Annotated in this window: 31 protein-coding genes and 1 pseudogene; 17 read left to right on the top strand and 15 right to left on the bottom strand. The window is 66.9% G+C overall.

Annotation, left to right across the window (positions count from 1 at the left end; genetic code table 11):
• From AUL28_RS11990 to AUL28_RS11960, 7 genes and pseudogenes are all read left to right on the top strand, one after another.
• Positions 1–528: pseudogene (locus AUL28_RS11990) on the top strand (biotin-dependent carboxyltransferase family protein); the annotation flags it as partial.
• On the top strand, positions 525–1,175 hold the full coding sequence (locus tag AUL28_RS11985) for a GntR family transcriptional regulator (RefSeq protein ID WP_062232775.1): 651 nt from the start codon (positions 525–527) through the stop codon (positions 1,173–1,175). The pseudogene AUL28_RS11990 and the gene AUL28_RS11985, both read left to right, overlap by 4 nt.
• On the top strand, positions 1,172–2,119 hold the full coding sequence (locus AUL28_RS11980) for an NAD(P)-dependent oxidoreductase (RefSeq protein ID WP_062232773.1): 948 nt from the start codon (positions 1,172–1,174) through the stop codon (positions 2,117–2,119). Before AUL28_RS11985 ends, AUL28_RS11980 begins: the two co-directional genes overlap by 4 nt.
• Entirely contained in the window at positions 2,116–2,751 is a 636-nt protein-coding gene (locus tag AUL28_RS11975; RefSeq protein WP_062232770.1) for a hypothetical protein, read from the top strand. Before AUL28_RS11980 ends, AUL28_RS11975 begins: the two co-directional genes overlap by 4 nt.
• 10 nt (positions 2,752–2,761) lie before the next feature.
• Entirely contained in the window at positions 2,762–3,400 is a 639-nt protein-coding gene (locus tag AUL28_RS11970; RefSeq protein WP_062232768.1) for a GntR family transcriptional regulator, read from the top strand.
• A gap of 23 nt (positions 3,401–3,423) precedes the next feature.
• Complete coding sequence (locus AUL28_RS11965; RefSeq protein ID WP_062232766.1) at positions 3,424–4,590, top strand: M24 family metallopeptidase; 1,167 nt, start codon at positions 3,424–3,426, stop codon at positions 4,588–4,590.
• Between the two features lie 35 nt (positions 4,591–4,625).
• Positions 4,626–5,039, top strand: coding sequence for a VOC family protein (locus AUL28_RS11960; protein ID WP_058599716.1), 414 nt, complete (start codon positions 4,626–4,628; stop codon positions 5,037–5,039).
• A 96-nt stretch (positions 5,040–5,135) separates the two neighbouring features.
• On the opposite strand, the gene AUL28_RS11955 is transcribed toward AUL28_RS11960, so the two are convergent.
• Entirely contained in the window at positions 5,136–6,317 is a 1,182-nt protein-coding gene (locus tag AUL28_RS11955) for a M24 family metallopeptidase (protein ID WP_062232782.1), read from the bottom strand.
• A 461-nt stretch (positions 6,318–6,778) separates the two neighbouring features.
• On the opposite strand from AUL28_RS11955, the gene AUL28_RS11950 reads away from it, so the two are divergent.
• Genes AUL28_RS11950 through AUL28_RS11940 form a run of 3 tightly spaced genes read left to right on the top strand, consistent with a single transcriptional unit; the run spans position 6,779 to position 9,070 of the window.
• Positions 6,779–7,570 carry an amino acid ABC transporter ATP-binding protein gene (locus AUL28_RS11950; RefSeq protein ID WP_062232765.1) on the top strand — a complete coding sequence of 264 codons (792 nt, stop codon included), beginning with the start codon at positions 6,779–6,781 and terminating at the stop codon, positions 7,568–7,570.
• A gap of 5 nt (positions 7,571–7,575) precedes the next feature.
• Entirely contained in the window at positions 7,576–8,232 is a 657-nt protein-coding gene (locus AUL28_RS11945; protein WP_062232763.1) for an amino acid ABC transporter permease, read from the top strand.
• A gap of 49 nt (positions 8,233–8,281) precedes the next feature.
• A complete protein-coding gene (locus AUL28_RS11940; protein WP_062232761.1) occupies positions 8,282–9,070 on the top strand; it encodes a transporter substrate-binding domain-containing protein in 789 nt (262 codons plus the stop codon).
• Positions 9,071–9,309: 239 nt separating this feature from the next.
• Here AUL28_RS11940 and AUL28_RS23685 read toward each other — a convergent pair whose 3' ends face one another.
• The gene (locus AUL28_RS23685) at positions 9,310–9,630 is read right to left on the bottom strand and encodes a hypothetical protein (RefSeq protein WP_156419978.1); all 321 of its coding nucleotides are present in this window, start codon (positions 9,628–9,630) and stop codon (positions 9,310–9,312) included.
• Here AUL28_RS23685 and AUL28_RS23680 point away from each other — a divergent pair.
• The 5 genes from AUL28_RS23680 to AUL28_RS11920 all read left to right on the top strand — a co-directional run bounded on the left by AUL28_RS23680 (position 9,523) and on the right by AUL28_RS11920 (position 13,809).
• The gene (locus tag AUL28_RS23680; protein WP_082640416.1) at positions 9,523–9,750 is read left to right on the top strand and encodes an integrase core domain-containing protein; all 228 of its coding nucleotides are present in this window, start codon (positions 9,523–9,525) and stop codon (positions 9,748–9,750) included. The two genes, AUL28_RS23685 and AUL28_RS23680, sit on opposite strands and share 108 nt — an antisense overlap.
• Before the next feature lie 163 nt (positions 9,751–9,913).
• Entirely contained in the window at positions 9,914–10,879 is a 966-nt protein-coding gene (locus tag AUL28_RS11935; RefSeq protein WP_062232759.1) for an ABC transporter substrate-binding protein, read from the top strand.
• Positions 10,876–11,913, top strand: coding sequence for a FecCD family ABC transporter permease (locus AUL28_RS11930; protein ID WP_082640415.1), 1,038 nt, complete (start codon positions 10,876–10,878; stop codon positions 11,911–11,913). Before AUL28_RS11935 ends, AUL28_RS11930 begins: the two co-directional genes overlap by 4 nt.
• Positions 11,910–12,950 carry a FecCD family ABC transporter permease gene (locus tag AUL28_RS11925; protein WP_062232756.1) on the top strand — a complete coding sequence of 347 codons (1,041 nt, stop codon included), beginning with the start codon at positions 11,910–11,912 and terminating at the stop codon, positions 12,948–12,950. Before AUL28_RS11930 ends, AUL28_RS11925 begins: the two co-directional genes overlap by 4 nt.
• Positions 12,951–12,972: 22 nt before the next feature.
• Complete coding sequence (locus AUL28_RS11920) at positions 12,973–13,809, top strand: ABC transporter ATP-binding protein (protein ID WP_062232753.1); 837 nt, start codon at positions 12,973–12,975, stop codon at positions 13,807–13,809.
• Here the strand turns inward: AUL28_RS11920 and AUL28_RS11915 are convergent.
• The 13 genes from AUL28_RS11915 to AUL28_RS11855 all read right to left on the bottom strand — a co-directional run bounded on the left by AUL28_RS11915 (position 13,776) and on the right by AUL28_RS11855 (position 23,816).
• A complete protein-coding gene (locus AUL28_RS11915) occupies positions 13,776–15,185 on the bottom strand; it encodes an MATE family efflux transporter (protein ID WP_062232751.1) in 1,410 nt (469 codons plus the stop codon). The genes AUL28_RS11920 and AUL28_RS11915 overlap by 34 nt on opposite strands.
• 3 nt (positions 15,186–15,188) lie before the next feature.
• Positions 15,189–15,368: a hypothetical protein gene (locus AUL28_RS11910; protein WP_062232750.1), complete on the bottom strand. Its 180-nt coding sequence runs from the start codon at positions 15,366–15,368 to the stop codon at positions 15,189–15,191.
• A 117-nt stretch (positions 15,369–15,485) separates the two neighbouring features.
• Positions 15,486–15,881 carry a hypothetical protein gene (locus AUL28_RS11905; RefSeq protein WP_062232748.1) on the bottom strand — a complete coding sequence of 132 codons (396 nt, stop codon included), beginning with the start codon at positions 15,879–15,881 and terminating at the stop codon, positions 15,486–15,488.
• Positions 15,878–16,225: a hypothetical protein gene (locus AUL28_RS11900; protein WP_062232746.1), complete on the bottom strand. Its 348-nt coding sequence runs from the start codon at positions 16,223–16,225 to the stop codon at positions 15,878–15,880. Before AUL28_RS11900 ends, AUL28_RS11905 begins: the two co-directional genes overlap by 4 nt.
• 422 nt (positions 16,226–16,647) lie before the next feature.
• A complete protein-coding gene (locus AUL28_RS11895; protein ID WP_244493505.1) occupies positions 16,648–16,911 on the bottom strand; it encodes a hypothetical protein in 264 nt (87 codons plus the stop codon).
• Between the two features lie 371 nt (positions 16,912–17,282).
• A complete protein-coding gene (locus tag AUL28_RS11890) occupies positions 17,283–18,308 on the bottom strand; it encodes an IS110 family transposase (protein ID WP_062232744.1) in 1,026 nt (341 codons plus the stop codon).
• Between the two features lie 226 nt (positions 18,309–18,534).
• On the bottom strand, positions 18,535–18,744 hold the full coding sequence (locus AUL28_RS11885; RefSeq protein WP_062232742.1) for a hypothetical protein: 210 nt from the start codon (positions 18,742–18,744) through the stop codon (positions 18,535–18,537).
• A 234-nt stretch (positions 18,745–18,978) separates the two neighbouring features.
• Positions 18,979–19,920, bottom strand: a complete 942-nt coding sequence (locus AUL28_RS11880) for a nucleoside recognition domain-containing protein (RefSeq protein WP_062232740.1) — start codon at positions 19,918–19,920, stop codon at positions 18,979–18,981.
• Between the two features lie 33 nt (positions 19,921–19,953).
• A complete protein-coding gene (locus AUL28_RS11875) occupies positions 19,954–20,715 on the bottom strand; it encodes an SDR family NAD(P)-dependent oxidoreductase (RefSeq protein ID WP_062232738.1) in 762 nt (253 codons plus the stop codon).
• 92 nt (positions 20,716–20,807) lie between these two features.
• Positions 20,808–21,569: an amino acid ABC transporter ATP-binding protein gene (locus tag AUL28_RS11870; RefSeq protein WP_062232736.1), complete on the bottom strand. Its 762-nt coding sequence runs from the start codon at positions 21,567–21,569 to the stop codon at positions 20,808–20,810.
• Positions 21,562–22,224 (bottom strand): amino acid ABC transporter permease, encoded by a 663-nt coding sequence (locus tag AUL28_RS11865; RefSeq protein WP_058599732.1) that lies wholly within the window; start codon positions 22,222–22,224, stop codon positions 21,562–21,564. Before AUL28_RS11865 ends, AUL28_RS11870 begins: the two co-directional genes overlap by 8 nt.
• A gap of 10 nt (positions 22,225–22,234) precedes the next feature.
• Positions 22,235–22,876, bottom strand: coding sequence for an amino acid ABC transporter permease (locus tag AUL28_RS11860; RefSeq protein WP_062232776.1), 642 nt, complete (start codon positions 22,874–22,876; stop codon positions 22,235–22,237).
• Positions 22,877–22,940: 64 nt separating this feature from the next.
• Positions 22,941–23,816, bottom strand: a complete 876-nt coding sequence (locus AUL28_RS11855) for a transporter substrate-binding domain-containing protein (RefSeq protein ID WP_062232735.1) — start codon at positions 23,814–23,816, stop codon at positions 22,941–22,943.
• A gap of 543 nt (positions 23,817–24,359) precedes the next feature.
• On the opposite strand from AUL28_RS11855, the gene AUL28_RS11850 reads away from it, so the two are divergent.
• On the top strand, positions 24,360–25,850 hold the full coding sequence (locus AUL28_RS11850) for an aminotransferase-like domain-containing protein (protein ID WP_062232733.1): 1,491 nt from the start codon (positions 24,360–24,362) through the stop codon (positions 25,848–25,850).
• 109 nt (positions 25,851–25,959) lie between these two features.
• Positions 25,960–26,751: an aldolase gene (locus tag AUL28_RS11845; protein ID WP_062232730.1), complete on the top strand. Its 792-nt coding sequence runs from the start codon at positions 25,960–25,962 to the stop codon at positions 26,749–26,751.
• Positions 26,752–26,798 lie beyond the last annotated feature (47 nt).

Here is a 26,798-nt window from a genome sequence, read left to right as displayed (position 1 = left end):
GCCGGGGACCGCCTGCCGCTCGGGCGCGCCGCCCCTGCCCCTCTCTTGGCCCTGCGCCGCCCCCTCGGCCAGCGTCCGGCCCGCACGCTGCGCGTCGTGCCGGGGCCGCAGGACGATCGCTTCGGCGCCGAGATGCTGCGCCTCTTCCTGTCCGCGCCCTTCGTCCTTTCGAGCGCCCGCGACCGGATGGCCCAGGTACTTGACGGTCCGGTGCTCGCAGCCGAGGGCGGACACGACATCGTCTCGGACGGCACCTGCGCCGGGTCGATCCAGGTGCCGGCCTCCGGCCGCCCGCTGGTGCTGATGGCCGAGCGGCAGACGACCGGCGGCTATCCCAAGATCGCGACCCTCGCATCAGTCGACCTGCCTGGCCTGGCGCAGCGCCCGACGGGACGCCATGTTCGCTTCCGCGCGGTCTCGCAGGCCGAGGCGGAGGACGCCCTGATCGTCGCGCGCGCCGACCTGGGCCACTGTCTCGACGCGCTGGAGGAAAAACGGCTGCCCCGAGCGAAAGGAGGCATGCGATGAGCCAGCGGCTGACCCAGCAGGCCTATGGAAAGATTCTCGACATGATCCTGTCCGGCGCTCTCGCGCCGGGCGACACGCTGCAGGAAGCCAAGCTCGGGGACGCTCTCGCCATGTCGCGGACCCCCGTGCGCGAGGCGATCAAGCGGATCGAGGCGGAAGGGCTCGCCGCGCAGGAAGGGCGCTTTCTCAAGGTACGTAGGCTGACCCGCTCCCAGGTCGAGGAAATCTTCTTCCTGCGCGCCGCGCTGGAGTCGGCATGTGCTCGGCAGGCCGTGTCGCTGGCACCGCAAGTCCTCGACGCCTTGGCCGCGCGCGTCGAGCGGCTGCTCGGCCAAGGCCCCGGCGAGGAGGACGAGCAGCGCCGGGTGGACGACGACCTCCACCGCGCCGTGGCCCTCGCATCGGGCAGCCGCACCATGTTGGCGACGATCGAGGATTTGCGCCGGCGTACCTGCATGTTCGATCATACCCAAGTTCCCGAACGTTTCCGCCTGAGCTGCGAGGAGCATCTCGGCCTTATCGCGGCCCTGCGAGCGGGCGACGGCGAGCGCGCAGGGCAGTTGATGGGCGCGCATATCGACCACGCCCGCGACGCGATCCTGCTTCGGCTGGAAAAGGCGCCGGGCTCCGAGGGAGCGGCCGCATGAAGTGTCTGATCGTCCAGCCGATCCACGAGGCGGGCCTGTCGCTGCTGCGCGACAACGGCGTCGAGCCGATCCCCTGCCCCGCGCCCGACATGGAAATGGTGGCGCGTCTCGTAGCGGGATGCGAGGCCGCGATCACGCGCGACGCGGGTTTCTCCGGCTTCGCGATGCGGGCGGGCGACCGGTTGCGGGTCGTCGTCGTCCACGGAACGGGCCACGATGCGGTGGACAAGGCGGCAGCAACCGAGCGCGGCGTCCTCGTCTGTAACACGCCGGGGGCCAATGCGCGCTCGGTCTGCGAACTGGCGCTGGGTCTGGCGCTCGCCGCCGCGCGCCGCATTCCGGCGGCCGACAGGGCCGAGCGGGACGGCATGGCGGGCTTTCGCGAGCGCGAGCGCTTCGTGGAGCTGTCCGGGAAGACCGCCCTGATCGTCGGGTGGGGGGCGACGGGCCGGGGGCTCGGCGCGATGCTGAGGGCCGCGTTCGGTATGCGCGTCCTCGTCCACTCGCCGCGCGTCGCCGATCTCGGCGGCTTCGACCGCTGCGCAAGCCTTCAGGAAGGCCTGGCTCGAGCCGATCTCGTCTCGCTGCACACCCCGCTCCGCCCGCAAACGCATCACCTAATCGACGCGCAAGCGCTCGCCGCCCTCAAGCCCGGCGCGATCCTCGTCAACACGGCGCGGGCGGGGCTCGTGGACGAGGCGGCGCTGGCGCGGGCGCTGGACGCGGGGCGCGTCTTAGCGGCGGGGCTCGACGTCTATTCGCACGGTGCGCCGGCCGGCCCGCTCGGGCGCTGCGGGCGCGTCATCTTCACCCCGCATCTCGGCGGCACCACCGGCGAGGCGCTGGAGCGCGTCGCCCTTGGGGCCGCGCGCAACGTCCTCGAAGCCCTGGCGGGCCGTCGCCCCGCGACGGCGCTGAACGTCGACGAAGGGGTGTCGGTATGACGGGCGACGTGATCGCAGCGACGGTCGAGCGCGTCCTCTCGCGCGTCAACGCCCTCGGGGTCGGCGGCCCCTGCTTGACCCGCCCCTCCGACAGCTCGGCCGAAAGCAAGGCGCATGCGGTCATCGCCGACGAATGCGCGGCGCTGGGCCTAGAGGTGACGCGCGACGCGGCGCTCCATCTCGACGCCCGCCTGCCCGGCTGCGACCGTTCGGCGCCACCGATCCAAGTCGGCTCGCGCGCGGCGCCGGGATGGCTGAGTGCTGCGGAGCTAGGCGAACGACGCGTCGACACCGGACGCAGCCTCGCCCATCACATGCACGAACTCGGCGGCGATCCGGACGCCGTCCTCGCCAACCAAGGCCTCCCCCCGGCTCGCCCCATCGAACGGCATATCGAGCAGGATCCGGTGCTGCACGAGGCGAACGAGCCGTTCGCCACCGTCCACAGCGCGCGCGGTCGCCTGCGCTGCCGCAAAGCGCGCATCGAGGGCATTGGGGCCCATTCGGGCGGCTCAGCGCGCGAGTTCCGGGCGGACACGGTCTTCGTCCTGGCCGATCTCGACACCGCTCTCGACCGCGATTGGGTCGAGCCATCGGCCGCCGGCCACGACCGCGCGGTCGGCGCATGTTGAGGTTCCGGGCATGAGCGAACGGGAAACCCTGGCCCAGCAGGCCTATCGCGACATCAAGCAACGCATCCTCGAAGGCGCCTTCTCGACCGGGGACGTTCTCACCGAGCGGACGCTTGCGCTGGCCTCCGGCATCTCGCGCACGCCCTTGCGCGCGGCGATCTCGCGCCTGGAGAAGGAAAGCGTCATCACCCGCCTGCCCAACGGCGTTCTGATGGTTCAGCCCGTCACGCTGGAACAGCTGCTGGAGATCGTCCAGGTCCGTCGCATCCTGGAAAGCGCGGCCGCTGCGCGGGCGGCCGGGCGGCCGTTCACGCCGGCGCTGGCGGCCTCGCGCGAGGTGATGCGGACCTATGCCGAGGGGCGGGACACCGCCTTCGACCAGTTCTGGCTGGACGACGACCGCTTCCACGACGCGGTGGCCGAGGCGGCGGGCCTGACGCTCCTGCCCGACATGCTGACCGAAATGCGCGCCATCGCGCGCCGCTGCACCATCACGCGCACCCATGACCGCTTCGCCGAGCAGGCGCGCGAGCATCTGGCCGTTATCGACGCGGTGGAGGCGGGGGACGCGCCGGGCGCGTCGAGCGCGATGGAACTCCATTTCGACAGCGTCAAGAGCCGCTTCCTCGGGTGGCTCGCACGCGCCTGACACCCGATCGAGCAGAGAGAACCATGCACGAATTTGCCCCTATTCAGGGCTCGGAGGCGGCCTTTCGCCAAGCGGAGTTCGCCGAGCGCCAGACGCGAGCCGGACGGGCCGTGCGCGAGGCCGGCTTCGAGGCGCTGATCGTCACCAGCCCCGAGACGATCTACTGGCTGACCGGACGCCAGACCGCCGGCTATTTCGCCTTTCAGGCGCTGGTCCTGCCGGTGGATGGCGCGCCGCATCTTCTGGTGCGACGCCTCGAACAGCCGGGGGCGGTCGCCAACACATGGCTCGCCGACATCGCCGCATATGACGACGGCGAAGACCCGGCCGAGGCGCTGGCAAGGCTCCTCGGCGCGCTCGGCATCGCGCGTCCCGCGATGGAGCTGGGGGGCTGGTTCGTCTCGCCGCTGCTGGCCGCCCGGATCGCGGCGAGCCTGAAGCTCGACGCGCTGCTGGACGGCTCGGCCCTGCTGCCACCGCTGCGCGCGGTGAAGTCACCCGCCGAGATCGACGCGATCCGCCGTGCGGCGACCTATGCCGAAGCCGGAATGCGGGCAGGCCTGGAAGCCTGCCGTGCCGGGAGCGACGAGAACGCGGTGGCCGCCGCCATGCTGGGCGAGGCGACGCGCGCCGGCTCGGAGGCGATGGCCATGGAGCCGCTCGTCTCCTCCGGCCCTCGCAGCGGCTTGCCGCACATGACGTGGCGGCGGCGACGGCTGGAGGCGGGAGACCCGATCTTTCTGGAACTGGCGGGAAGCCACGCCCGCTACCACGCCGCCCTGATGCGCTCGGCCTGGATCGGCCCGCCGCCGGCCGAGGCAGGCCGCATGATGGATTGCGCGCTGCGCGCGCTGGATGCCGCGCTGGAGGCGATCCGCCCCGGCGCGCCCTGTTCCGCCCCGCACGAGGCGGCCCAACGCGCGATCGACGCCGAGGGCTACACGGCGGCCTTCCGCAAGCGCATCGGCTATTCCATGGGCATCGCCTTCGCGCCCGACTGGGGGGAAGGCGCCCTTCTCAGCCTGTTTTCCGGCGTCGAGCGCCCGATCGAGCCCGGCATGGTGTTCCATCTGCCCGCCACGCTGCGCAGCTACGGCGTCTGGACCGTCGGTGCCTCGGAAACGGTGGTGGTGACGCCGACGGGCGCCGAACCCCTGTCGTCCCTGCCGCGCGGCTGCGCGATCCTTTGAACCCTCGTTCTCACCCAACCCAGGAGCCAATCCGTATGCGGTCTCTCTTCCACCTCGCCTATCACGTCACCGACCTCGACGAGGCCCGCCGGTTCTACGGCGGCGTCCTCGGCTGCGCGGAAGGCCGATCGACCGACACCTGGGTCGATTTCGACTTCTTCGGCCATCAGATTTCGCTGCATCTCGGCAAGCCCTTCGAGGTGACGCGCACCGGCCGGGTCGGCGACCATATGGTGATGATGCCGCATCTGGGCGTCGTCCTGCCGCTGGAGGACTGGCTGGCGCTCAGCCGGCGGATCGAGGAGGCGGGCGTCGCCTTCGACATTCCGCCCGTGGTGCGTTTCGCCGGCGAGCCGGGCGAGCAGCGCACGATGTTCTTCTTCGACCCGAGCGGCAACCCGATCGAGGTCAAGGGCTTCAAGGATTTCGAGGGCGTCTTCGCCCACTGACGAAGGAAACGGGGCGGGCCCCGCGGACCGCCCCTTTCGTCTCGGCGCTTGTCGGGCGCTCCGAGAGCCCGTCCGAAATCTCCGCCGGGTCGGTTCTTACGCCCACCAGTGCGGCGGCGAGCGCGTCAGCAACTCGTTGCCGTCCCGGCCGATGATCAGAATGTCTTCGTAGAAGGCCGCGCCGACGCCCTCCAGCGACAGGAACGCCTCGATGCCGACCACCATGCCCGCATGGGCCATGTCGTCGGCGTTCGACATGCTGGTGGAGATGCGCGGCAGCTCGAAGCCGAGGCCGATACTGTGGCCGAAGAACGGGAAATTCTTCATGATGGCTGAGACCGATCCGCCGAAGGTGGCGGTCAACCGGTCGCCCTCCGCCGCGACGTCGAGGAACCGGGTGCCCGGCCGGGTCATATCCGAAAGGCGTTGGACGATATCGGCCGCCGCCTCGATCAGTCGCCGCTGGTCGGGCGTCGGGCGGCCCCGCACACCGGTGCGGCCGGGGTCCATATAGTAGCCCTGGAAGAAGGCCGCGTGGATCGTGCCGGTCACCATGTCGCCGGGCTGCGGCGTGTCGGCGCTGTAACCGGTCAGCGGAAACCGCTGGTCGAAGCCGAGCGTGGCCCCGTGGTTGCAGCCGATCATCTGGAGCCGGCCGCCGCGCCGCACCACCTCGCGCGCTGCCTCGCCCGCCGCTTCCTCTTCGGACAGGCCGGAGATCAGCCCCTCCATCAGTCGGTTCAGCCCGACCGTCGCCCCCTCGCCGCCGATACGATAGGCGTCGAGTTCGCGTGCGCTCTTGTAGCGGCGCACCGAACGCACGAGGTCGTCCGTCGGCACCCATTCGATGGCGGGCGCCTCCTCCAGAAGCTGGCCGTGATATTTCACCGGGATGAAGTGCGTTCCGACCAGCGCCACAGGCCCGCTCACGCCGGCCTCCACGAGCGATTTCGCGACGCTGCGGAACGGATGGGTCGAAGAGCGCACGTCGGACACGGAAACGAGGTCGGAGCGCACCTCGGGCTCGTCGATGTGCAGCTGCGGCGCATGGCCCTGTCGCAGGATTACGGCGGCGAAGGAGCGCGCGCTCCAGATGGCCGAGTCCATGCCGCCGCTGATCGCGTAGTGGTTCGACAGATAGAGAACGTCCCCGCAGGAATCCATCGTGCCCCCGCCCCGCCCGAAGACCACGGCGGTTTCCAGCCCACGTCGGCGCATTTCCGACAGAACGCGCTCCCAGCGGGTCTCGTATTCGTCGATCGGGAAATAGGGGCTCATGGAATGCGGCTCCATCGCTCGAGGTTCGCCTGCGCCCAGGCTACGCGCGCAGGCGGGCGGGCACCTGGGCTCGGCGCATGGGGGGCGCGCTGTCGGACGGCCGCGCGGCACCCTTCGGCCGTAGCGCGTCCCTTTTCAGTATACCGAAGGTATTCTTCCGGTCAACCGGCGGCTCAGCGAAGTGGGATTGGAAATCCGATCCGCCCAAACTCTTGGCTCGAAGCGCCCAGGAATTCATCGACCCGCCCAAAAATTCCGCCGTAAATCAATGATTTTCCTTGTTGAATTCCATTGGTATACCGAATAGCGTCTCTCGTGCCGCTTCTCCCCGTTTCGGCCCTCCCCTCTCCCGACCCGAGAGACCGAGTCCCTATGATACGACGTCACCCAGACCTTGCGAGCCGCGCCGGCGGACGGACGATCCGGGCGCAGGACGGCGCCGCCCGCCTGGGGCGCCGCCTATGACGGCTCCGATCCTCACCCTTCGCGATATCCGCAAGAGCTTCGGCGAGAACGAGGTGCTGAAGGGCGTCTCCTTGAGCGTCCAGCCCGGCGAAGTCGTCTCCATTATCGGCGCGAGCGGATCGGGCAAAAGTACGTTTCTGCGCTCGATCAACGGGCTGGAGGTTCCCCAATCCGGCTATCTCGACTTCGAGGAGCTTCGCTTCGACTTCGACCCCCAGTCCCGCTTCCATCCGACGGCGGCGCAGTTCCAGGCGCTGCGCCGGCGGGCAGGCATGGTGTTCCAGAGCTACAATCTCTGGCCGCACAAGAGCGTCCTCGAAAACGTCGTCTACGCCCCGATCCGCCTTCTGAAAGTTCCGCGCGCGCGGGCGGTGGAGGAAGCGGAGGCGCTCCTGTCGCGCATCGGTCTCTTCGAGAAGCGCGACAGCTACCCCGCCCGCCTCTCGGGCGGGCAGCAGCAACGGGTCGCCATCGCCCGCGCGCTCGCCATGAAGCCGCGCCTCATACTGTTCGACGAGGTGACCTCCGCGCTCGATCCCGAACTCGTCCACGAGGTGCTCGGGCTGATGGCGTCTCTCGCCGCCGAGGGCATGACCATGCTGCTCGTCACCCACGAGATCGCGTTCGCCCGCGATGTCTCCTCGCGCGTCGTCTTCTTCGACAAGGGCGTGATGGCCGAACAGGGGCCGCCCGACATTCTGCGCCACCCGGAAAGCGACCGGCTGCGCCAGTTCCTTCACCGCATTCTGCACGACGATCTGCCCCGCGCGGGGCGGCAGGGAGCTTGAGCGCGATGGACGCCTTCCTTTCCGACATCCGCCTTTACGGGCCTGGCTTCGCGCTCGCCGCCTGGACGGTGTTCTGGCTGACCATCCTCACCATCATCGTGAGCTGGGCCTGCGGGCTGGCGGCGGCGCTGGCCCAGCGCTCGCGCTTTCCCCTCGTGCGGGGCGCGGCGCGGTTCTACATCTGGTTCATCCGCGGCACGCCGACGCTGATCCAGGTCTTCATCGTCTATTTCGGCCTGCCGCCCTTCGGCATCCGCTTGTCGCCTTTCACGGCGGGCGTCCTGGCGCTCGGCATTAACAGCGGGGCCTATGTCGCCGAGATCATACGCGGCGGCCTCTCGGCCATCCCGCGCGGCCAGATGGAATCGGCCCTCGCCATGGGCTTCAGCCCGGCCGAGACGATGCGCGGCATCATCCTGCCCCAGGTGTTCCGCATCATCCTGCCCTCGATCACCAACGAGGCGATCTCGACGCTGAAGAACACCTCGCTGCTTTCGACGATCACGGTCATCGAGTTGACGCTCTACGCCCAGACGCTGATCGCCTCGACCTTCCGCCCCTTCGAATTCTACATCGCGGTCGCGCTGATCTATCTCGCGCTCACCACGATCCTTTCCCAGCTCGCGGCTGTCCTGGAGCGCCGCTACGCCCTGGCCGCCTGACCGGCCGGACATGAACTCTCCCCGGACCCTCCCCACGAAGGACAGTGCTATGCCGTTGAAGACCATCGCATTCGCGCTCGCCACTCTTTCCACCCTCGCCCTTGCGGTACCCGCGTGGGCGGCAGGGCCCGAACTCCTCGTTCCGGGTAAGCTGCAGGCCGCGACCGAGGGCACCTTCTCGCCCTTCAGCATGCGCGCTCCCGACGGCACGCTGGATGGGCTGGAAATCCGCGTCATGAAGGAGGTCGCTCGTCGCATGGGAGTGGAGTACACCCCGGTTCTCATCAAATGGGACTCGCTCCTCATCGGCCTCGAAGCCGACCAGTTCGACGTCATCTCCGCCGCCATGGACATCACGCCGGAGCGCCAGAAGCGCGTGACCTTCGCGGACGGCTGGCTGGAATCGGGCGGTCGCATTCTCACGCCGAAATCCTCCCCCATCAGGAGCGCCGAAGACCTCAAGGGAAAGACGGTGGGGGCGCTCGTCTCATCCACATTCTCCAAGATCGCCGAGGAGAAGGGCGCGAGCGTGAAGGGCTACAAGGCCGACGCCGATGCGATCCAGGATCTCGTCAACGGCAATGTCGACGCCGTCATCACGGACTCGATCGCCGGTGCCTGGGCCATCAAGGAAGCCAAGCTGCCGATTGTCATGACCGACGACTATGTCAGCCGCGTCCAGAAGGGTTTCGCGATCAAGAGGGGCAAGCCCGAACTCACGGCCGCCATCGACAAGGCGCTCGCCGAGATGGTGGCGGATGGCACTTATGCCAAGCTGACGAGCGACCTCATCGGCTTCGACCCGGCCCCCAAGGAGCCTATCCGCAGCCAGCCGTGACGCCGATATCGGATGGAAGGTGGCGGGCACGGTTCGTGCCCGAGCACACCGGGCCAAATCCACCCGACGACGACAGCAGGTGTCACACAGTCTGCTGGTTGTCGATGGACCGCTTCAGAGCACATTCACCTATGGGTTTATGGATCACTGCTCCCACAACGGGCGCAAGTTCCGCATGCCGGGCGACGAACGCTGCGCGTTTCTCGCCGACGTCATCGACGAGTTCACCCGTGAGTGCCTCACCATCCGGATCGACGGGAAGCGGGAGTCCACCGACCACCGATGTTCTGTCCGACCTCTTGATCCAGCGCGGCGCGCCAGGACACATCCGCTCCGACAATGGTCACGAGTTCACTGCCAAGGCAGTGCGCGACTGGGTCACGGCGGTCGGTGCCATGATTGTCTTCACCGAGCCAGGCTTCTCTTGAGAGAATGGCTATTGCAAGAGCGTCATCTCCAAGCTTCGGGACGAACGCCTGAACGGCGAAATCTTCTACAGCCATGCCGAGGCCCGCATCATCAAGAGCTGGCGTCAGCACGACAAGACTGAGCGTCCACACTCGAGCCTGGGCTATCGTCTACCCGCTCCAGCCGCCGTGCCGGGCCTGACTGCGCAACCCAAACCCGCTTCGCAGGCGAACTCAAATGTCGCCGACAAACCATCCATGCTTTTGATCTGAACCGGGGCATCTAATAGGGGCGGACCATCGGACGACCAACTTTCTGAGGCAGACCAGTCTGGCCTGCGAACACGGATTGAAGTCGTCAAAAACATGATTGCGGTTATCATGTTATACGGCTAAGGGTCGGGGGTATCGACATCGCGAGAGAAAGTCGCAGCGTATGTGGAAGTATTCTAAGGTATTATCCGCTTCGATCCTTTTCCTGTCCTTCTACTGTCCTGCATCGGCAGGCGACAAGAATATTTCCATTACTGACGATCGCGGCGTGAATGTCGAGGTTCCTTTGGAACCGCACAGCGTTGCCGCCATTTCCTACCTCGCTGTGGATGTGGGGCTGGCCCTGGGTGTCGCTCCCGACCATTTCGCCGTGACTTACATGACGAAGGGCCGCAATCCGGATTTCCTGCTGGGCCTGACCAAGGAGATGAAATCGCTCGGCCAGCGCGCCAAGCCCAATCTCGAACTGGTGAGCGAAGCCAAGCCCGATCTGATCGTCGCCATGAAGCGCTACACGATCGGAAATGCGGCCTCCTACGAGCAGATCGCGCCCTACCTCGCCTATGACATCGAGCGATACGACGAGAGCTTCCGGGAAGTCTCCGACCTCGCCAAGATCTTCGGCCAGCCCGAGCGCGGCGAAGCGCTGAACGCCTCCTTCAAGCAGCATTTGGCAGATTATCTCGCGAAGGCGCCCAAAGACGTCCATCCCCGCTTCCAGATCATGTGGGCAGGCGACACGCCCTTCTCCTTCCACACGGAGAACACGGCAGCCTCGATCGTCGCGGCGCTCGGCGGCGACAATATCGTCGGGCCGATGACGCAAGGCGGCCGCTTCGGCATGGAGATGAGCCTGGAGGCCATGCTGGAGAAGGACCCCGAGGTCATCTTCGTTTACGACAGCGGCCCGGACCGGCCGCAGGAAAACAACCCGATCTGGAGCCAGCTGTCGGCCGTGAAGAACGGGCGCGTCCACTATGTCGGCGATCAGTGGGTGGAGACGAACGGCCCGATCGCGCGCGAGATCGTTCTGCGCGAGGCCGCGCATTTCCTTTACCCCGACACGTTCCCCGCCGTGGATGTCCGGGCTGAAGCGGGCAAGATCATCCCCGCCGCCCTGCAGAAATGACCGTCTCCCGCGCCGCTTCGCCGCCGCGCGGCGATCTCCTTCGAATGCCGGTCCTGACCGGCCTCCTCCTCGCCCTCGCGGCGCTCGCGATCCTCGGCGGGCTGATGCTGGGCGACCGCACGCTGCCGCCCGGTACCGTGATCGACGCTCTCCTGTCGAGAGCGGGCCGCGTCGATACGATCCTGGTCTGGACGTTGCGCCTGCCCCGAAGCCTTGCCGCCTGTCTGGCGGGCGCGGGGCTGGCTCTGGCGGGTTTTCTCTTGCAATCGTTGACGCGCAACCCGCTGGCGGGGCCGGGCCTGACGGGCGTGACGGCAGGGGCGGTTACTCCGATCGTCGCCGCCTTCGTGTTCCTCCCCTCCCTGTCCTCGGTCTGGTATCCGCTGGTCGGCTTCGTCGGCGGCATGGCGGCGGCCGGCGCCACCTTCCTGATCGCCTCGGGGCGGATGGCGAGCCCGCTTCATCTGGCGCTCGGCGGCATCAGTGTGTCGCTCTTCCTCCATGCCGTGACGACCTATATTCTGCTTCTCAGCGGGCCGCAGGTGCCCTCGCTTCTGTTCTGGCTGTCCGGCGGGTTGCAGGGGCGATCCTGGCCGCATCTGGCCTCCATGGCGCCCTTCGTCGTGCTGGCGCTGGCCGGTGCGTTTTCGATCCATCGCGTCGTGGACCTACTCTCGTTGAGCGACGGGGCGGCCATGGGCATGGGGCTGCGGCTGGCCCTGTGGCGACCCCTCGTGCTGCTTCTCGCCGTGCTGCCGGTCGCCGGCATCGTGCCCGTGGCGGGGCCGATCGCCTTTATCGGCCTCGCCGCCCCCCATATCGCCCGCCTGCTTCGACCACCCGGATCGGGATGGGCGATTGCGCTCACTGCGTCCATCGGCGGCCTGACGACGGTGATTGCAGACCTGATCGCACGCAGTATGGCGGCCCCGCGCGAACTGCCGGTGGGCCTCGTCACGGCGCTGATCGGCGGGCCGGTCTTTCTCTATCTCGTTCAACGCCCGCGCACCTTGGCCGTCGAGGGAAAGCGATGACGATTTCGGTATCCTCGTCCGTTGCTCGGCCGCCAGAGCGCTGGCTCCTGCCGGCGCTGATCGGCATGACGCTCCTCGCGCCCCTCGTCGCGGTTTTCTTCGGCGTCGCGGACCTGCCGCTCGGCGACGTCGCCTCGGTTCTGACAGGGGGCGGAAGCGCCGAAGCGCGCTCGATCATCCTCGACATCCGCCTGCCCCGGATCGTCACCGGGATGCTGGCGGGAATGCAGCTGGCGACGGCCGGTTTCCTGCTCCAGACCATCACGCGCAATCCGCTCGCCGACCCCTCGCTCATGGGCGTGTCGCAGGGCGCGACCCTCGCCGTCACCTTGTTTCTGATGATCGTCGTCTATAGCCACGATCCCGGCTCCAACACGCTGGTCGAGCTTCCCTCGTCCTGGCTTCCAACCGTCGGAATGCTGGGCGGCCTGGCCGCCGGTAGCCTCATCTATCTCATGACGCTGCGCCATGATCTCGGCCCCCTCCGGCTGACGCTCTGCGGCATCGCGATGGGCGCGCTGCTCCAGGCCTTGGCGCTCGGGATCGTGGCGGGCTGGGGCTCGACGCGCCTGGAGGTGCTGCTCGAATGGCTGTCGGGCAGTCTCTATGCCAGGCGATGGGAACATGTCGTGTTTCTCGCGCCCTTCACGCTCATAGGGTTGGCCGTGCTGCCGCTCATCCGGCGGCCGCTCGAACTCCTGCGCTTCGAATCCAGCGTCGCGCGCTCCTTCGGCCTCGCCTACGCCCGCGACTTCTCGGCCGTTCTTCTCGTGTCCTGCGCGCTCGCCGCCAGCGCGGTCGGCGCGGTCGGGCCGATCGTCTTTGTCGGTCTCATCGTGCCTCATCTCGCGCGCAGGCTGGCGCGCGGGCATTTCCCGCTCGTTCTGCCGCTGACGGTCTCACTCGGCGCCATCACCGTGACGGTCTGCGACCTTCTGGGCCGGCTCCTCGGGGGAGCCGATGAAATTCCGATCGGCGTCGTCACCGCGCTGTGCGGCGTACCGGCGCTGATTGCACTCCTGCGTCGAACGCCATGAGGAACCCATGCGTCATCAACCGATGTGTCTTCGCGCTCACGACCTGACGATCCGCTACGGCCAAAGGACGGCCCTTTCCGGTTTCGCTCTCAAACTCGAACCCGGAGAGGTCCGCGCGCTGATCGGCCCCAACGGCTCGGGCAAAAGCACGGCGCTTCAGGCGCTGGCTGGCCTTGCTCGGGTTGCGGCTGGCGTGGTGGAGATCGAGGGACGATCGGTCTTCTCCATGGGGCGGCGCGAACTGGCGCGTCATCTGGCCTTCCTGCCGCAGCAGCCGGTGGCGCCCGATGAGATGACGGTCGGCCAGCTCGTCCGCCAAGGGCGCTTTGCCCATGTCGGTCTGTTCAAGAGCTATGGGCCGGAGGACGAGGCGGCGATCGACTGGGCGCTCGAATGCACCGGCCTCGGGCCTTTTTCCGAACGCCCCTTGAACGCCCTGTCGGGCGGCGAGCGCCAGCGGGCCTGGATTTCCGCCGCACTCGCGCAGGAAGCGCGCATCCTGTTTCTGGACGAGCCGACGACCTTTCTCGACATCGGCTATCAGGTCGAGCTTCTGGATCTCGTTTATCGCCTCAGCCGCGAGCGTGGCGTGTCGGTGGTCATGGCAATCCACGACCTCAATCAGGCCATGTCGGTGGCCGATCGCATCAGCATCTTGGAAACGGGGCGCTGCGTCTTCGACGGCGAGCCGGAGGCGCTGGCGTCGAGCGGGTTGATCGAGCGCGTGTTCCGGGTGCACGGGCGCTTCGTGGATCTCGCCCCCGACGCGCCCCCGCATTTCGATGTCGATCTGCTTCGGCGGCAAGGCCCCGTCGGCGTTATGCCTCAGACGGTCGGGACGCCCTCTCCCCCCGCGTGAGCGACGGCGAGACGACGCAGTTCCACCGTAAAGCGCAGCCACAGGAGGAGGCTCGTCGCGGCAAAGCCGAGGCACAGGCCGAACCAGACGCCATAGGCTCCCCAGCCCGTTCCATGCGCGCATAGGGCCATGGCCGGGATACCGATCAGCCAATAGCCGATCAGCGTGTTGGTGAGGCCCGCCTTGGTGTTGCCGACCCCGCGCAACAGTCCGACGCAGATGTTCTGCGAGCCTTTGAAGATCTGGTGCGCGACCGCGAACCAAAGAAGCGTCGAGGCGACCGCCAGAACCGCACCATCGCCGCGCTCGCCCAGGAAGGGCAGAAGTACGGCTTCGGGTAAGAGAATGTAGACGAGGCCGATCGCGCTCATAAGGAACAGGCTGATCGTCAGCGCCTGGAGAGCGATGCGGCCGATCTCGTTCCGCTCGCCGCGCGCGAGCGCTCGGCTGACAAGGATGGACGTGCCCTGCGAGAGGCCGATATTGGCCTGATACACGATATAGGCGAGCTGGTTGACGACGTTGGACGCCGCTAGGGCGACCGGGCCGAACGTGCCCATGAAGAGCGAGGCGATGGAGGTGATCGCCGCTTCCGATCCATAGGTCAACGAGATCGGCGTCCCCATGCGTACGATGCGCATCACCGTTTCGCGGCGCGCGCGCCAGGCGTCGAGCGCCAGAAACTCCCGCATCGCCGCATCGCGCCGGATCATCCGCAGATAGACCGCGAAGGTCCAGAGCTGGACCAGCGTGGTGGACAGGCCGATGCCCGCGAGCCCAAGCTTCGGCAGGCCGAGCCAGCCGTAGATGAAGACGGCATTGAGGAGCGCGTTGACGCCGATCGAGACCAGCGTCACCGCCAGAAGCGAGCCCGGCCTGCGCAGCCCGACGGCGAACTGGCGCAAGACGTTCATCCAGAGCATCGGCAGGAGCCCCGGCGCGAGCGCCCACATGATCGGCCGCGCCAGCGCGACGACGCCCGCGTCCTGCCCGAGCAAAGGCAGGAGATGGCCGAGCGCGACCAGAAGCAGGCCGGCGACGAGGCCCGTCACGGTCGCGATCAGCAGGGAAGCGCGCACGAGATCGCGGATGTCCTCGCGCCCCGTTGCATCGATGGCGCTCGATCCGCCGCGCTTCTCGGCGCGGCCCGCAGCGCCTGCGACGAGATTGCCGACGCCCGTCACCATGCCGACGCCCATGGTGCGGAGCTGGTTGTAGAGGAGGAGGCCGAGCCCTCCGGCGGCGACCGCGCCGAGGCCGAGAAGGCCTATCATCAGAAGATCGACCGTGGTCAGCGCCACCTGCGCGAACTGGATGCCGGCGATGGGCGCGGAAAGCTGGATGATCTCGCGGTAGCGCGAAGAGGTGGAAGACATCTCTCAGGTTCCCGTTCGCGCGTGGTCGATCGCCGCCAGACGCTGCGACTCCTCGAAGGCCGCCAGCAAGCGGTGGAGGCGCTGATGTGCCGGCTTGTTCAAGAGGCCCCGCTCGATCAGCCAGGCATCGTCATAGACCGTGTCGAGATACGTCTCGCCGGCATCGCACACCAGCACCGCCATCGTGCTACCTGGCTCCACCGGGGCCAGCCGCTTCAAGGCGATGAAGATCGCCGCGCCCGCCGTCCCTCCGATCGGAGGGCCCGTCCGCCATACGCTCGGTCTTCACGGATAGGAGGCTCATCCCTCGTCCTTCCTCCAGAGAAAACGCCCGTCCCGCTGCGTCAGCACGATCTTGGGCGGCAAAGGGAGTTGGTGGAATTCACTTTCGTTCTTATCCATCTGGTAGCCGGCGGTGTTGGGATAGACGAGGAGATCGCCATGGCGGGGCTCGCCCGGGAAGCGGATCTTGCGCCAGGTCAGGATGTCATATTCCATGCAGCTCGATCCGCCGACCGCCGCCTGGACGGACGGACGGCTGCTTTCGCGCCGCGCCGCGCCGCGTGGCACGACGATCGGCGTTGGCAGATAGTCGCTGCCCTTCCAGTGTTCAGACAGGCTCATGCCGAGCCCGGCCACGGTGACGATGCCGGGCGTGTCGTTGCGCTTGAAGTCCTGCACAGGAAAGACGCTCATGCCGGCCCCATCCAGAAGACCGAGGGCAGCCCAGTCGTGTCGTCATGGAGGCTGATGGTCGTATCGTATTTCTCGGCGCTTTCGCTGCCCTGCCGGTAGGGTGTCGTGAAACCGACCTGTTCGATCGCCCCGTCATAGCCGAGCCTGGTGTGGGACACCGCGTCCCGCTCGGGATCGGGCAGCGGCATCATGATCTTCGTGGGGCAGCGGGACGCGCCTCCGGCAAAGGATCGGTAGGCATCCTCGACCAAGGCAACGACCTCCGACGGCGGGATGTCGATGTCGGAGAGTTCGCTCCGCCGGATCACATGGACCGCAGGCCTATGCAGATAGGCGCTGGACATCTGGCAGAACCTTCTCGTTGGAATGGAAGGCCAGCTGGCGCGCGCTCGGGCGTCCGCCGAGCGGAACGGGGGCGCTGGCCTAGCGGTGTCGGGGACGGCTGTGAGGACTTTAGGAGCCAGGGACGAACGGTCTCGTGCCGCTCGTTCGATGCGCGTTCGCAAACGAGCGAAGATCCGAAAGGCAGCATAGCATCGGCAAATCCCTTCTTAGGTCGCGCGAAGTTCTGGAAATGCTGGTCAACAGAATCGAGGCGCTTTGGTTTGGCCAAATAAATTCCGCGTGACGGAAAGTCAACTATCGAAATGAAATTTTATACTTTTGAATTGTTATAATTATAATTTGCAATCTGCATGTCGCTCGCATTGGCCTTTGAAGGTCGCGCGAAGCATGGTCCGGGTACACAGCGAGGAGTGTCGGACTTTCAAGCCCCCGGAGGCACAGCATTCGTTTCCCGCGCTTCATCCCGCGCCCGCTGGATGGTCTGCCGGCTGACCCCATGTTCGCTTGAAAGCTCCGACACCGGAGCCCCCTCCCCCACCTTCTCACGCACCACCTGCTTCCGGGCAGCCATCAGACTGCGTGGGCGCCCGAGAACCTTACCCTGTTCCTTCCCGGGCAGGCCCGTATGGGTGCGCGCAATCAGAAGGTCGCGCTCGAACTCCGCCACCGCGTTGATGACGCTCATCGTCTTCCGGCCTGTCGAACTGGCGAGGTCGACTTCGCCCAATGCCAAGCAGTGACTCTTCACACCGGCTCTTCTCTATTCGGCGTGTTGAGGTCAAGCGCTCCGAGCTGATGTCTCGTCCTGGCTGATGCGTGATCCCTTGCGGATCATGCTTCTCTTCGGGATCGACCCGGGTGGGCCCTCCCATGATGGGATCGGAATGAGCGAGGCAGCTCGATCTGTTGCGCGTCCTGACCGTGCCAGTGGTACGATCGGTTCAAGAGCCGTAGCGAGCTTGCCTCGTTCCCCGTCCCGCAAGGGACACGTCTCCGCCAGGGCGGATCTTTCAATGATCGGTCTATTCCCGAAGGCTTGCCTCCTTCAGAGCCTGCTCATGCCGTTGCCCGTGTCCATTGGAACTCGCTTCCATCGACCCAGATGCGGTGAAGAATGACGGCCAGGCGCCGGGACAGCGCGACGATGGCCCGTTTCATGCCGCGCCGCTTGGCCAGGTTCACCGCCCAGGCCTTCAGCCAGGACCATGTGCGAACACGGGTCAGAAGCACGGTGGCCGCCTCGAACAGAAGGCCGCGCATCATCGCGTCGCCACACCGCGAGATGCGTCCGATCCGCTCCGTTTCCCCGGACTGGGAGAGCCGGGGCACCAGCCCCAGAGCAGGCCCGACGGCCTTCGAGTTCGAGAACCGGCCGGGATCGTCGATCGTGGCGACAAAGGCCAGCGACACCACCGGGCCGACGCCGGGAACGCTCATCAGCCGGCGGCACACCGGGTCCTGCCGGACCAGTTGCAGGAGCCTGCGATGAAGCGCCGCCTCGCTCGCCCGCAGACCGGCGCGTGCCGATAAGAGGCTCTCCATCACCGGCTGAAGCTCGGGCTCGTCGACGACGAGGTCACGGATCCGTGTCTCGAACTGCGGCTTGCCGACAAGACCGACCTTCAGGCCGAAGTTGCGCAGGAGACCGCGAATGTCGTTCTCGATCGCCAAAGCCTTCTCCTGGCAAATCCGTCGGGCCGACAGCAAAGCCCGGCGGCTCTGGCTTGCCGGTGTCTTCACATGCACGGGCCGGAACAGATCAACCCGCATCATCTGCGCGATGCCGCGTGCATCGTGGCGATCGCTCTTGTTCACGCGTGCCTTCAGAAAGGCTTTGGCATGACGCGTTTCGATGCAGATGACAGGTAGGCCAACCTGGCCGAGACCGGCATGCAGCCATTGCGACAAGGGGCCAGCTTCCAGCCCGACCCGGTGCAGCGGCCAGCGCGGGTCCTGAAGCACCAGAGCCAGATCGGCCGGGTCGCTCGCCACCTTGCGCTCCAGGCAGACCCGACCCGTCTCGTCCAGAATGCAGACACTCGTCTCTTTCACCGAGACGTCCAAACCCGCATAGTACCGCATGCTGCGCTTCCCTCGCTGATGCCTGTGGCTGGGATCCGATCCAGACCACGTTATCCATCAGCTCGAAGCGCAGCACCTCCACCGGTCACAGCAGCGAAGAACAGGGCGCCAAAGCCGAATACCCCATCTGTTGCGAAAAGCGGAATTGGACGCGTTAAATCCCGTTCTGTTCTTTCATCCGGCGATGAAGACTTGAAACGGCCCTCCGATGTACCGGGCTTCTGATCTACCAGCCAGGCTGTTGACCATCGAGCGGTACTGTCCCTTGCGGAACGGGCGTATCATCGCGAACCGCCACAAAGGTCTCGCCCACGAACGAGGTCTGGGTCTGTAAAGGTTTGCGCCACTGGACACGGCGGTCGAGTTCGGGCGCATCATGCAGGATCCACCGATAGATCGTCGTGTGATCGCCCGACAGCTGGCGCTCGGCCGTCATCCGCTCTAGTTGTCGTTAGGTCAGCGCTTAGCGGTAGTACCAGCGCAGGCAGAGTGGGATGATGTCAGGCGCGAAATGACGGCTTTTGAACGCCGAACTCATGCTGCCAGCCCTCGAATTAGACTGCGCTCGGCTCCGAGGCTCGCATCCTCGATCGCTATTCGCAACAGCCCCCTGTGACGCCCTCCCCTGTCGGATACGGCCGGGACAAACTCATCTTGCCATCGGCGCGACTTACGATCCGTAGATCAAAGCCTGGAGGATGGTGCGAACGAGGACGCCTGTGAGGCCGCCGAACGCCGCGACGACCCAGAGTCTGGCGACGCGGCGGCCGGCTGCGGTGAGGACAGCGATGCCCGGCAGGTCCAGCGGATGCACCAGCCAGCCCGCCGCCGCGTTGACGAAGCGCGCGTCGATCTCGCCCGAGGCTTTCTGGTCGGCGAGGACGCCGAGCGCGGCGAGCCCGCCGCCGAGATATTTGCTGAGCGTCGGCGTGACGAGGCGCGGGTCGAGGCCGAGCGCACCGAGCACCGGAGCCAGAAGCCAGTTCAAGGCGTCCAGCCCGCCCGCCGCCTTGAGCGCGGCGACGGCGGTGAGCGCCAGCGCCATGATGGGAATGGCCCCGGTGGCGATCCGGAACGCCTCCGCCCCCGCCCGGTTGATGATCGCGAGAATGCTGCGAGCCTCGTCCCCCGCGGCGTGATCGACTTCGCCGCCGCCGAGCGGACCCTCGCCCGACAGATGCCGGCCGAGAAGGTGATAGGTCGTGGCCGCCGCCACCAGCCCGCCTAGCACGGAGACCAGAAGGAACCGCCCGACATCCAGCCCGAGCGCGGCCATGGGAAACACCACGTTGGCCTGTCCCATGGCGAGCACCATGGCGAAGGTCGCGGCCAGATGACGATCCGAAACGCCGCGCCGCTCCATGGTGGTGAGCGTCGCCACCGGTGCGGCGAAGCTGACGAAGCTCACCTGCAGAAGCGCGAAGACGCTGAGGCCGAGAAGGCCGAACGGGCGCAGGAGCGGGGCGACGAGCCGCGTCACCCAGTCCAGAAACCCGGCCGCTTCCGCCAGCCGCATGATCGACAGCATCACCACCATGACGGGCAGCAGGCTGAAGAGCGACAGTTCCACCGCTGCGCGCCCGGCCGCCATGGTGGTGCCGATCATGTCCATGGCCGCGCCTCGCTTGCCGGGTGGTTCAAGGTCTCAGGCGTCGCGATCCACCGCGAAGGGCGACCACGCCTGACGCTGGGCCATGATCTCCAGGCGGTTGATGTTGATATGCGGGGGCAGCGTGGCGACGTAGACGATCTGGTCGGCGATGTCTTCGGCCGTGAGCGGTGTCGTGCCGCGATAGACGGCGGCTGCAGCGGCCTCGTTGCCGCGCGTGCGCACGAGCGTGAACTCGGTTTCCGCCGCGCCCGGCGCGATGTCGGTGACGCGCACCCCGGTCTTCAGGAGGTCGCAGCGCAGGTTGAGGCTGAACTGTTTCACGAAGGCCTTGGTCGCGCCATAGACATGGCTGCCCGGATAGGGCCACTCGCCGGCCACCGAGCCGATATTGATGATGCTGGCGCCGGCCCCCGTTTCGATCAGCAGCGGCAGGATGGCATGGGTCACGTTGACGAGGCCGGTGACGTTGGTGTCGATCATCGTGTGCCAGTCGGACAGCGCCACCTGGGGCGCGGGCTCGGGCGCAAGGGCGAGGCCGGCATTGTTGACGAGCGCGGTGACGCCCCGGAACGCGGGCGGCAGCGCATCCACCACGGCCTGCACGGCGGCGGAGTCCCGCACGTCGAGCGCGGCGATGTGGACCGGCACCTGGTCTTTCAGCTCGCTGGCCAGTTCCTCCAGCCGCTCGAAGCGGCGGCCGGTCAAAACGAGCGCCCAGCCCTCGCGGGCGAAGCGGCGGGCGGCCGCCCGGCCGAAGCCGGAGGTCGCGCCCGTGATGAAGGCGACGTTGGTCATGATGATGTCCTTGAGGTCGAAAGGGTTCGGCCGCGCGCGGAGCGCGGTGGAAGGCCGGGCAGGAAAGGAAGCGGCCGCTCAGCCGGGTTTGTTCAGTCCATGCGCTCCAGGAACTTGCGCACGCGCTCGGAATCCGGGTTGCCGAAGAACTTCTCCGGCGGTGCCTTCTCGATGATGAGGCCCTTTTCGAGAAAGACGACCTGATCCGAGACAGCCCGCGCGAAGTCCATCTCGTGCGTGACGACGATCATCGTGTAGCCTTCGGCCGAGAGATCGCGCATGACCTGAAGCACCTCGCCGACGCGCTCGGGGTCGAGCGCCGAGGTCGGCTCGTCGAACAGGATCACCTCCGGGCTCATAGCGAGGGCGCGGGCGATGGCCACGCGCTGCTTCTGACCGCCCGACAGGGTGAAGGGATAGACCTCGGCCTTTTCCAGAAGGCCGACCTTTTCGAGAAGGCGCAGGGCCTCCTCGCGCGCCTGCGCCTTAGGCACGCCCTTCACCTGCACCGGCGAGATCATGACGTTCTCGACCACGCTCAAGTGCGGCCAGAGGTTGAAGCTCTGGAACACCATGCCGGCGCGGGCGCGGATGGCGGCCATCTCGCGATTGGTCATCTTGCGCTTCTTGGCCTCGTTGATGCCGATGCGCTCGCCCGCGATGCGGATCGCGCCGCTGTCGGGTTCCTCCAGCCAGTTGATGCAGCGCAGCATGGTGGATTTGCCCGAGCCCGAGGAGCCGAGCACGCTGACCACCTCGCCCCGGTTCACCGTCAGGTCGATGTCGCGCAGCACCTCGATGCCGGAAAAGCTCTTGCAGAGTTTTTGGATTTCGACCGCTGGCCGTTCAGACATTCTCGAAGCCTCGCTGGGTGCCGAACACGCCCGCCTTCTTGACGGCGAGTTCGAGGCAGAGGGTGATGGCCCAGTAGAGGGCGATGACGACCACGAAGGCCTCAGTGGGAATGAAGTAGCGGGCCTGAAGCGCGTTGGCCGCGGCCGTCAGCTCCTGCACGGTGATGATGGCGAGAAAGGACGTGTCCTTCAGCGCGTAGATCAGCTGGTTGCCGATCAGCGGCCGTGTTCGCAGGAGAAGCTGCGGCAGGACGATGCGCAGGAAGGTCGTGCGCGGCAGGAAGCCATAGGCCTTGGCGGCTTCCACCGTGCCGGGCGGCAGGACCATGCGCGCCCCGCGCAGGATCTCGGCGAAATAGGCGCCGTGATAGATCACCATGGCGAGAAGCCCGGCGGTCACGGCCGACAGGCGAAGCCCGAGCTGGGGCAGGCCGTAATAGAGGAGATAGGCGAGCACCAGAAAGGGCAGCGCGCGCATGGCGTTGACGCCGCCTCGCAGGGCGTAGGCGAGCCGTTCGCCCCCCTCCATGCCGTAGACGAGGAGGCAGCCGAGAAGAAAGGCGCCGGCGGAGGACAGGGCGAAGATCCAGACCGTCAGCCAGAGGCCCGACAGGATGATGCCGCTATTGTCCCAGAGGATGAGCCATTCGGTCATGCGCGCGCTCCTACATGGCCAGCCGGCTGGCCTTCCGCTCGGCCAGGGACTGGAGTTTGATGAGCACGCCGATGATGGCCATGTAGAGAAGGGCGGCGGCCAGAATGGGGGGAAGCGGCTGATAGGTCACGGCGCTGATCCGGTTGGTGACGCGCGTCAGATCGACAAGGCCGATAATGGCGATGGCCGGGCTGCTCTTGATGAGAAAGGACATCTCGTTGACGAGGCCGGGCAGGCTGGTGGTGATCATCTGCGGCAGCATGATGTGGCGAAAGAAGGTGACGGGCGTCATGCCGCAGGCCAGCGCCGCCTCGCGCTGCTCGCGCGAAAAGTTCAGGAAGGCGGTGCGCCAGATCTCGGCGTTGAAGGCCGAGGTGTTGAGCGTCAGCGCCAGGATCGCGGCGGTGGTGCGGTCGAGCGGGAACCCGAAGCGGGGCGCGGCGAGAAACAGGAACAGAACCAGCGTGACGAGCGGCGTGGCGCGCGCCAGGCTCGTATAGAGCGCGAGGATCGTATCCAGCACCGGAATGCGCGCCGAGCGCAGGAGCGCGATGCCGAGGCCGATCACCAGACCCAGGGCAATCGCGGTGCCCGAAATCCAGAGAGTGACCCACGCGCCTTCGAAAAGCAGGAACCAGGCTTTTTGCGTCATGTCCGACCTTGGATCGATGGGGGCGCCGCCCGCCGGCTTGTGCGCCATGCGGGTGGCGAGTGGATCAGTTCAGGCCGGCCAGCGTGTGGAACTGCGTGACGTCCTTGATCGGCTCGGCCGGAAGGTTGGGGAAGGCCTCGCCGAACCATTTGGTCTGAAGGGCGGCGAGGCGGCCGTTGTCGCGCACCTCCTTCATGAAGGCGGTGGCGAAGTCCAGAAGCTCGGGGCTTTCCTTGGGGATCGGCCAGGCGGCGAAGCCGGGGCCGGACACCGCGATGCCCTTCTCGAAGACATCGCCCCGGTTCTTGACGAGATCGTTGACCGAGATCAGCGCGTTGATGACGTAATCCAGCCGCCCGTTGGCGAGATCGGCATAGGCTTCCGGATAGGACTGATATTCGACGACTTCGCCGATCTCGCAGTTCTTGTCGGCCATCATCTTCTTGAGTTCGGGCAGGCGGGCGAGGAGCGCACTGCCGGCCTGGAGGCCGACGGTCTTGCCGCAGAGGCTGGCGATGTCGCTCAAGCTGTCGTCGCCCTTGCGCTTGACGTAATAGTGCTGGGCCGAGGCGAAGGGCGGGGCGAAGTTGAAGACGCGCAGCCGGTCGTCGGTGACGAGCGCGCCGGTGAAGGCCATGTCGTACTGGCCCGACGAGACGGAGGCGAGAAGCCCCGTCCAGGGCAGGATTTCCTGTTTCACCTCGAAGCCCTGCTTCTTGGCGAAGGCCTGAAGATCCTCCAGAAGCTCCTTGTGGAAGCCCTCCGGCTGGCCGTCCACGATGAAATTGAAGGGGGCGTAGTCGTCTTCGGTGGCGACCGTCATCGCGCCCTTGGCCTTGATCTCCTTCATGTCGGCCTGCGCGACCGAGAGCGAGGAGAGAACGGCGCCGGCCATCAAGAAGCCGCGCAGAAGGTGTGTCGGTCGCAAAGCCTGGGCCATGGGTGTCCTGCGCATGTCGGATACTCCTCGAAGGGGATGCGGGAGGCGGCTCGGTCGTCTCTGCCACCGAATTGAGCGGATCATAGGAATGCCTATTCCGTCAGCGATAGGACCAGTTTTGCAGCGCGCTTGTGTCAGGTTGCGCTGCACGATCTTGCGGCGATCCGTGCGGCCAGCCGCCCAGCCCCTGCCGCATCTGCCTCGCCGCGACGGCGAAACTGGTCCTATCGACTGGCCAAATTGGCCCTCTAGGATCGGTCCCGGCAGGGGCGCGGGTGCCATCCGCCCCATCCCCGCCTCCCATCGCCCACCCGTTCGAAGGGCCGGGTTCCAAGGATCATCACCATGCGTGCTGCCAGGTTCGCGGGCGGCATGGGCGCTTCCGCAGCGGGAGCGCTCGCGCCGCGCTCTGCTCTTCTAGACCGATCCCGAGGCCGCCGTCGCCTCGCCCATCGCTGCCCGGTCGGCGTAAAGGCGAGGCGGGCGGGGCCGTGTGGCGCGCATTTTGCATGGCCCTGCCTCGCAGACGATGCGGAGCGAGTTATGATCGACCATTTCCTTCCTGTGCGGTTTGACGCAGGGCGCGGGTTGCAGGAGCAGCTGCGCGAAGCGCTGGTGACCGCCATCCTCGGCGGCGGCTTTCCGGCCGACCAGCCGCTCCCCTCGTGCCGCAAGCTCGCCGCGCAGCTGCGCGTCTCGCGCAACACGGTGAACCTCGTCTACGAGAGCCTGCTCGACAGCGGCTATATCGTGAGCCAGCCGCGCCGGGGCTTTTTCCTGGCGCCCGCCTATGCCGAAGGAGCTGCGGGCGCGCAAAGCCTTGGCGAGACAGCCGTCCCGAACGCCGGAGAGCGTGCGAGCGAGGCGGACGAGCCGGATTGGGACCGGCGCTTCAAGCTGCGGCCGGGCCTGACCTCGGGTGTCTTCCGCCCGCAGGACTGGGCGCGCTTTCCCTATCCCTTCGTCTATGGCCAGCCGATGCGCGATCTCTTTCCGCTGGAGCGCTGGCGCGAAGCCTCGCGCAAGGCGCTGCGCCGGGAAACGGCGTCCTCCTGGCTGCACGACCGCTTCGACCGCGACGACGACATGCTGGTGGAGCAGCTGCGCACGCGCGTTCTGCCCAAGCGCGGCATCTGGGCCAAGCCCAGCGAAATCCTCGTTACGCTCGGCTCGCAGAACGCGCTCTATCTGATCGCCGCGCTTTTGATGAACGGCCAGACCCGCGTCGCCATGGAAACGCCGGGCTTTCGCGACGCGCTGTCGATCTTCGAACTGCACGGCGCGAAGGTGCAGCTGCATCCGCTGGACGAGGAGGGCATGGCGCTCTCGCCTGATCTGGGCGCGTGCGATTATCTCTATCTCACGCCCAGCCATCAGGTGCCGACCGGCATCGTCATGAGCCCGGCCCGCCGCGCGCTTCTGATGGAGGGCGTGCGCGCCCACGACCAGATCCTGATCGAGGACGATTACGACGCCGAGCTCAATCTCGACCGGGACGCGCTGCCGGCGATCAAGGCGGGCGACACGAGGGGGCGCGTGATCTATCTCAGCAGCCTGTCCAAGCCCTTTTCGCCCGGCCTGCGGCTCGGCTATCTCGTGGCCGATGCCGAGCTGGTGGACGAGCTTCGCTCGCTGCGCCGCCTGATGTATCGCCATCCGCCGCTGAACAACCAGCGCATGATGGCCGAGTTTCTGGCGCAGGGCTATTACGACGCGCATCTGCGCGCCTTTCGCGCCGAGCACGCGCGCCGCCGCGACGCCTTGAGCCAGGCGCTAACCCAGGATCTCGACAGCTGCCGGCAGATCGGCTCGCCCAGCGCCAGCGCCTTCTGGCTGGCAGCGCCCGGCGCGGTGGACACGCGCAAGCTCGCCTGGGCCGCCGCGCGCCAGGGCGTCGTGTTCGAATATGGCGAGCAGTTTTTCTTCGAAGGGGCCGCGCCGACCCATTTCATGCGTCTCGGCTTCAACGCCATCGAGGCGCAGCGCATCCCCAAGGGGGTCGAGCTTCTGGCTGCCGCCATGGACCGCATCTGACAAGCCGCCGGGCGAGCCGCCCGGTTTCTTCCGCCTTTCCATCACCGCCGGACCCTTGCGTCCGGCGCGGGGCACCGCGTGTCCCCGCCATTTCAGGAGACCACCCGCCTTGGCCCATGAATTCAACGTCCAGGCCGGCGCGCCGGCGCTGTTGCGCAACCAGTCGCTCGATACGGACGCCGTCCGGCAGGCGCGGATCGATCTGGCGGCCTGCTTTCGCATGGCTGCTCGGCTGGGCCTGCAGGAAGGCATCTGCAACCATTTCTCGGCCCTGGTGCCGGGCCATGACGATCTGTTTCTCGTCAATCCCTATGGTTGGGCCTTTGCGGAACTCAGCGCCTCCAGGCTCCTGATCTGCGACTTCGCGGGCCATGTGATCGCGGGCGAGGGCCAGCCGGAGGCGACGGCCTTCTATATCCACGCGCAGCTGCACAAGGTGTTGCCGCGCGCCACGGCCGCCTTCCACACGCATATGCCCAACGCCACGGCGCTGGCCATGACCGAAGGCCCGCCGCTTGTCTGGGCCGGGCAGACGGCGCTGAAATTCTACGGCCGCACCGCCGTGGACGAAGACTATAACGGCCTCGCGCTGGACGAGACCGAGGGCCAGCGCATCGCCGCCACGATCGGCGAGGCCGACATCGTCTTCATGAAGAACCATGGCGTGATGGTGCTGGGGCCGACCATCGCCGAGGCCTTCGACGATCTCTATTATCTGGAGCGCGCCGCAGAAGCGCAGGTGAAGGCCATGTCCCTCGGCCGCCCGCTCAAGCCCATCGCGCCGGATATCGCCGAGCGCGCCTATCGCCAGATGCGCGAAGGCGATCCCGAGAGCGCGCGGCTGCATCTCGATAGCGTCAAACGCCAGCTTACCCGCTCCGAACCCGACTTCATGCACTGACGCAGCGCCCTTCTCCTCCCGTTTCAGGACCGCCCTCATGAACGCCA

The sequence above is a fragment of the Aureimonas sp. N4 genome (assembly GCF_001463925.1).
Classification (GTDB): domain Bacteria; phylum Pseudomonadota; class Alphaproteobacteria; order Rhizobiales; family Rhizobiaceae; genus Aureimonas; species Aureimonas ureilytica_A.
Note: the sequence above shows the minus strand (reverse complement) of the source record. Positions and strands in the feature narration are given on the sequence as shown.

Bases quoted from the DNA above. Each gene is read 5' to 3' on its own strand.
- AUL28_RS11985 (WP_062232775.1), top strand. From the start codon at position 525: ATGAGCCAGCGGCTGACCCAGCAGGCCTATGGAAAGATTCTCGACATG.
- AUL28_RS11980 (WP_062232773.1), top strand. From the start codon at position 1,172: ATGAAGTGTCTGATCGTCCAGCCGATCCACGAGGCGGGCCTGTCGCTG.
- AUL28_RS11975 (WP_062232770.1), top strand. From the start codon at position 2,116: ATGACGGGCGACGTGATCGCAGCGACGGTCGAGCGCGTCCTCTCGCGC.
- AUL28_RS11970 (WP_062232768.1), top strand. From the start codon at position 2,762: ATGAGCGAACGGGAAACCCTGGCCCAGCAGGCCTATCGCGACATCAAG.
- AUL28_RS11965 (WP_062232766.1), top strand. From the start codon at position 3,424: ATGCACGAATTTGCCCCTATTCAGGGCTCGGAGGCGGCCTTTCGCCAA.
- AUL28_RS11960 (WP_058599716.1), top strand. From the start codon at position 4,626: ATGCGGTCTCTCTTCCACCTCGCCTATCACGTCACCGACCTCGACGAG.
- AUL28_RS11955 (WP_062232782.1), bottom strand. From the start codon at position 6,317: ATGAGCCCCTATTTCCCGATCGACGAATACGAGACCCGCTGGGAGCGC.
- AUL28_RS11950 (WP_062232765.1), top strand. From the start codon at position 6,779: ATGACGGCTCCGATCCTCACCCTTCGCGATATCCGCAAGAGCTTCGGC.
- AUL28_RS11945 (WP_062232763.1), top strand. From the start codon at position 7,576: ATGGACGCCTTCCTTTCCGACATCCGCCTTTACGGGCCTGGCTTCGCG.
- AUL28_RS11940 (WP_062232761.1), top strand. From the start codon at position 8,282: ATGCCGTTGAAGACCATCGCATTCGCGCTCGCCACTCTTTCCACCCTC.
- AUL28_RS11935 (WP_062232759.1), top strand. From the start codon at position 9,914: ATGTGGAAGTATTCTAAGGTATTATCCGCTTCGATCCTTTTCCTGTCC.
- AUL28_RS11930 (WP_082640415.1), top strand. From the start codon at position 10,876: ATGACCGTCTCCCGCGCCGCTTCGCCGCCGCGCGGCGATCTCCTTCGA.
- AUL28_RS11925 (WP_062232756.1), top strand. From the start codon at position 11,910: ATGACGATTTCGGTATCCTCGTCCGTTGCTCGGCCGCCAGAGCGCTGG.
- AUL28_RS11920 (WP_062232753.1), top strand. From the start codon at position 12,973: ATGTGTCTTCGCGCTCACGACCTGACGATCCGCTACGGCCAAAGGACG.
- AUL28_RS11915 (WP_062232751.1), bottom strand. From the start codon at position 15,185: ATGTCTTCCACCTCTTCGCGCTACCGCGAGATCATCCAGCTTTCCGCG.
- AUL28_RS11910 (WP_062232750.1), bottom strand. From the start codon at position 15,368: ATGGCGGTGCTGGTGTGCGATGCCGGCGAGACGTATCTCGACACGGTC.
- AUL28_RS11905 (WP_062232748.1), bottom strand. From the start codon at position 15,881: ATGAGCGTCTTTCCTGTGCAGGACTTCAAGCGCAACGACACGCCCGGC.
- AUL28_RS11900 (WP_062232746.1), bottom strand. From the start codon at position 16,225: ATGTCCAGCGCCTATCTGCATAGGCCTGCGGTCCATGTGATCCGGCGG.
- AUL28_RS11895 (WP_244493505.1), bottom strand. From the start codon at position 16,911: ATGAGCGTCATCAACGCGGTGGCGGAGTTCGAGCGCGACCTTCTGATT.
- AUL28_RS11890 (WP_062232744.1), bottom strand. From the start codon at position 18,308: ATGCGGTACTATGCGGGTTTGGACGTCTCGGTGAAAGAGACGAGTGTC.
- AUL28_RS11885 (WP_062232742.1), bottom strand. From the start codon at position 18,744: ATGACGGCCGAGCGCCAGCTGTCGGGCGATCACACGACGATCTATCGG.
- AUL28_RS11880 (WP_062232740.1), bottom strand. From the start codon at position 19,920: ATGGACATGATCGGCACCACCATGGCGGCCGGGCGCGCAGCGGTGGAA.
- AUL28_RS11875 (WP_062232738.1), bottom strand. From the start codon at position 20,715: ATGACCAACGTCGCCTTCATCACGGGCGCGACCTCCGGCTTCGGCCGG.
- AUL28_RS11870 (WP_062232736.1), bottom strand. From the start codon at position 21,569: ATGTCTGAACGGCCAGCGGTCGAAATCCAAAAACTCTGCAAGAGCTTT.
- AUL28_RS11865 (WP_058599732.1), bottom strand. From the start codon at position 22,224: ATGACCGAATGGCTCATCCTCTGGGACAATAGCGGCATCATCCTGTCG.
- AUL28_RS11860 (WP_062232776.1), bottom strand. From the start codon at position 22,876: ATGACGCAAAAAGCCTGGTTCCTGCTTTTCGAAGGCGCGTGGGTCACT.
- AUL28_RS11855 (WP_062232735.1), bottom strand. From the start codon at position 23,816: ATGGCCCAGGCTTTGCGACCGACACACCTTCTGCGCGGCTTCTTGATG.
- AUL28_RS11850 (WP_062232733.1), top strand. From the start codon at position 24,360: ATGATCGACCATTTCCTTCCTGTGCGGTTTGACGCAGGGCGCGGGTTG.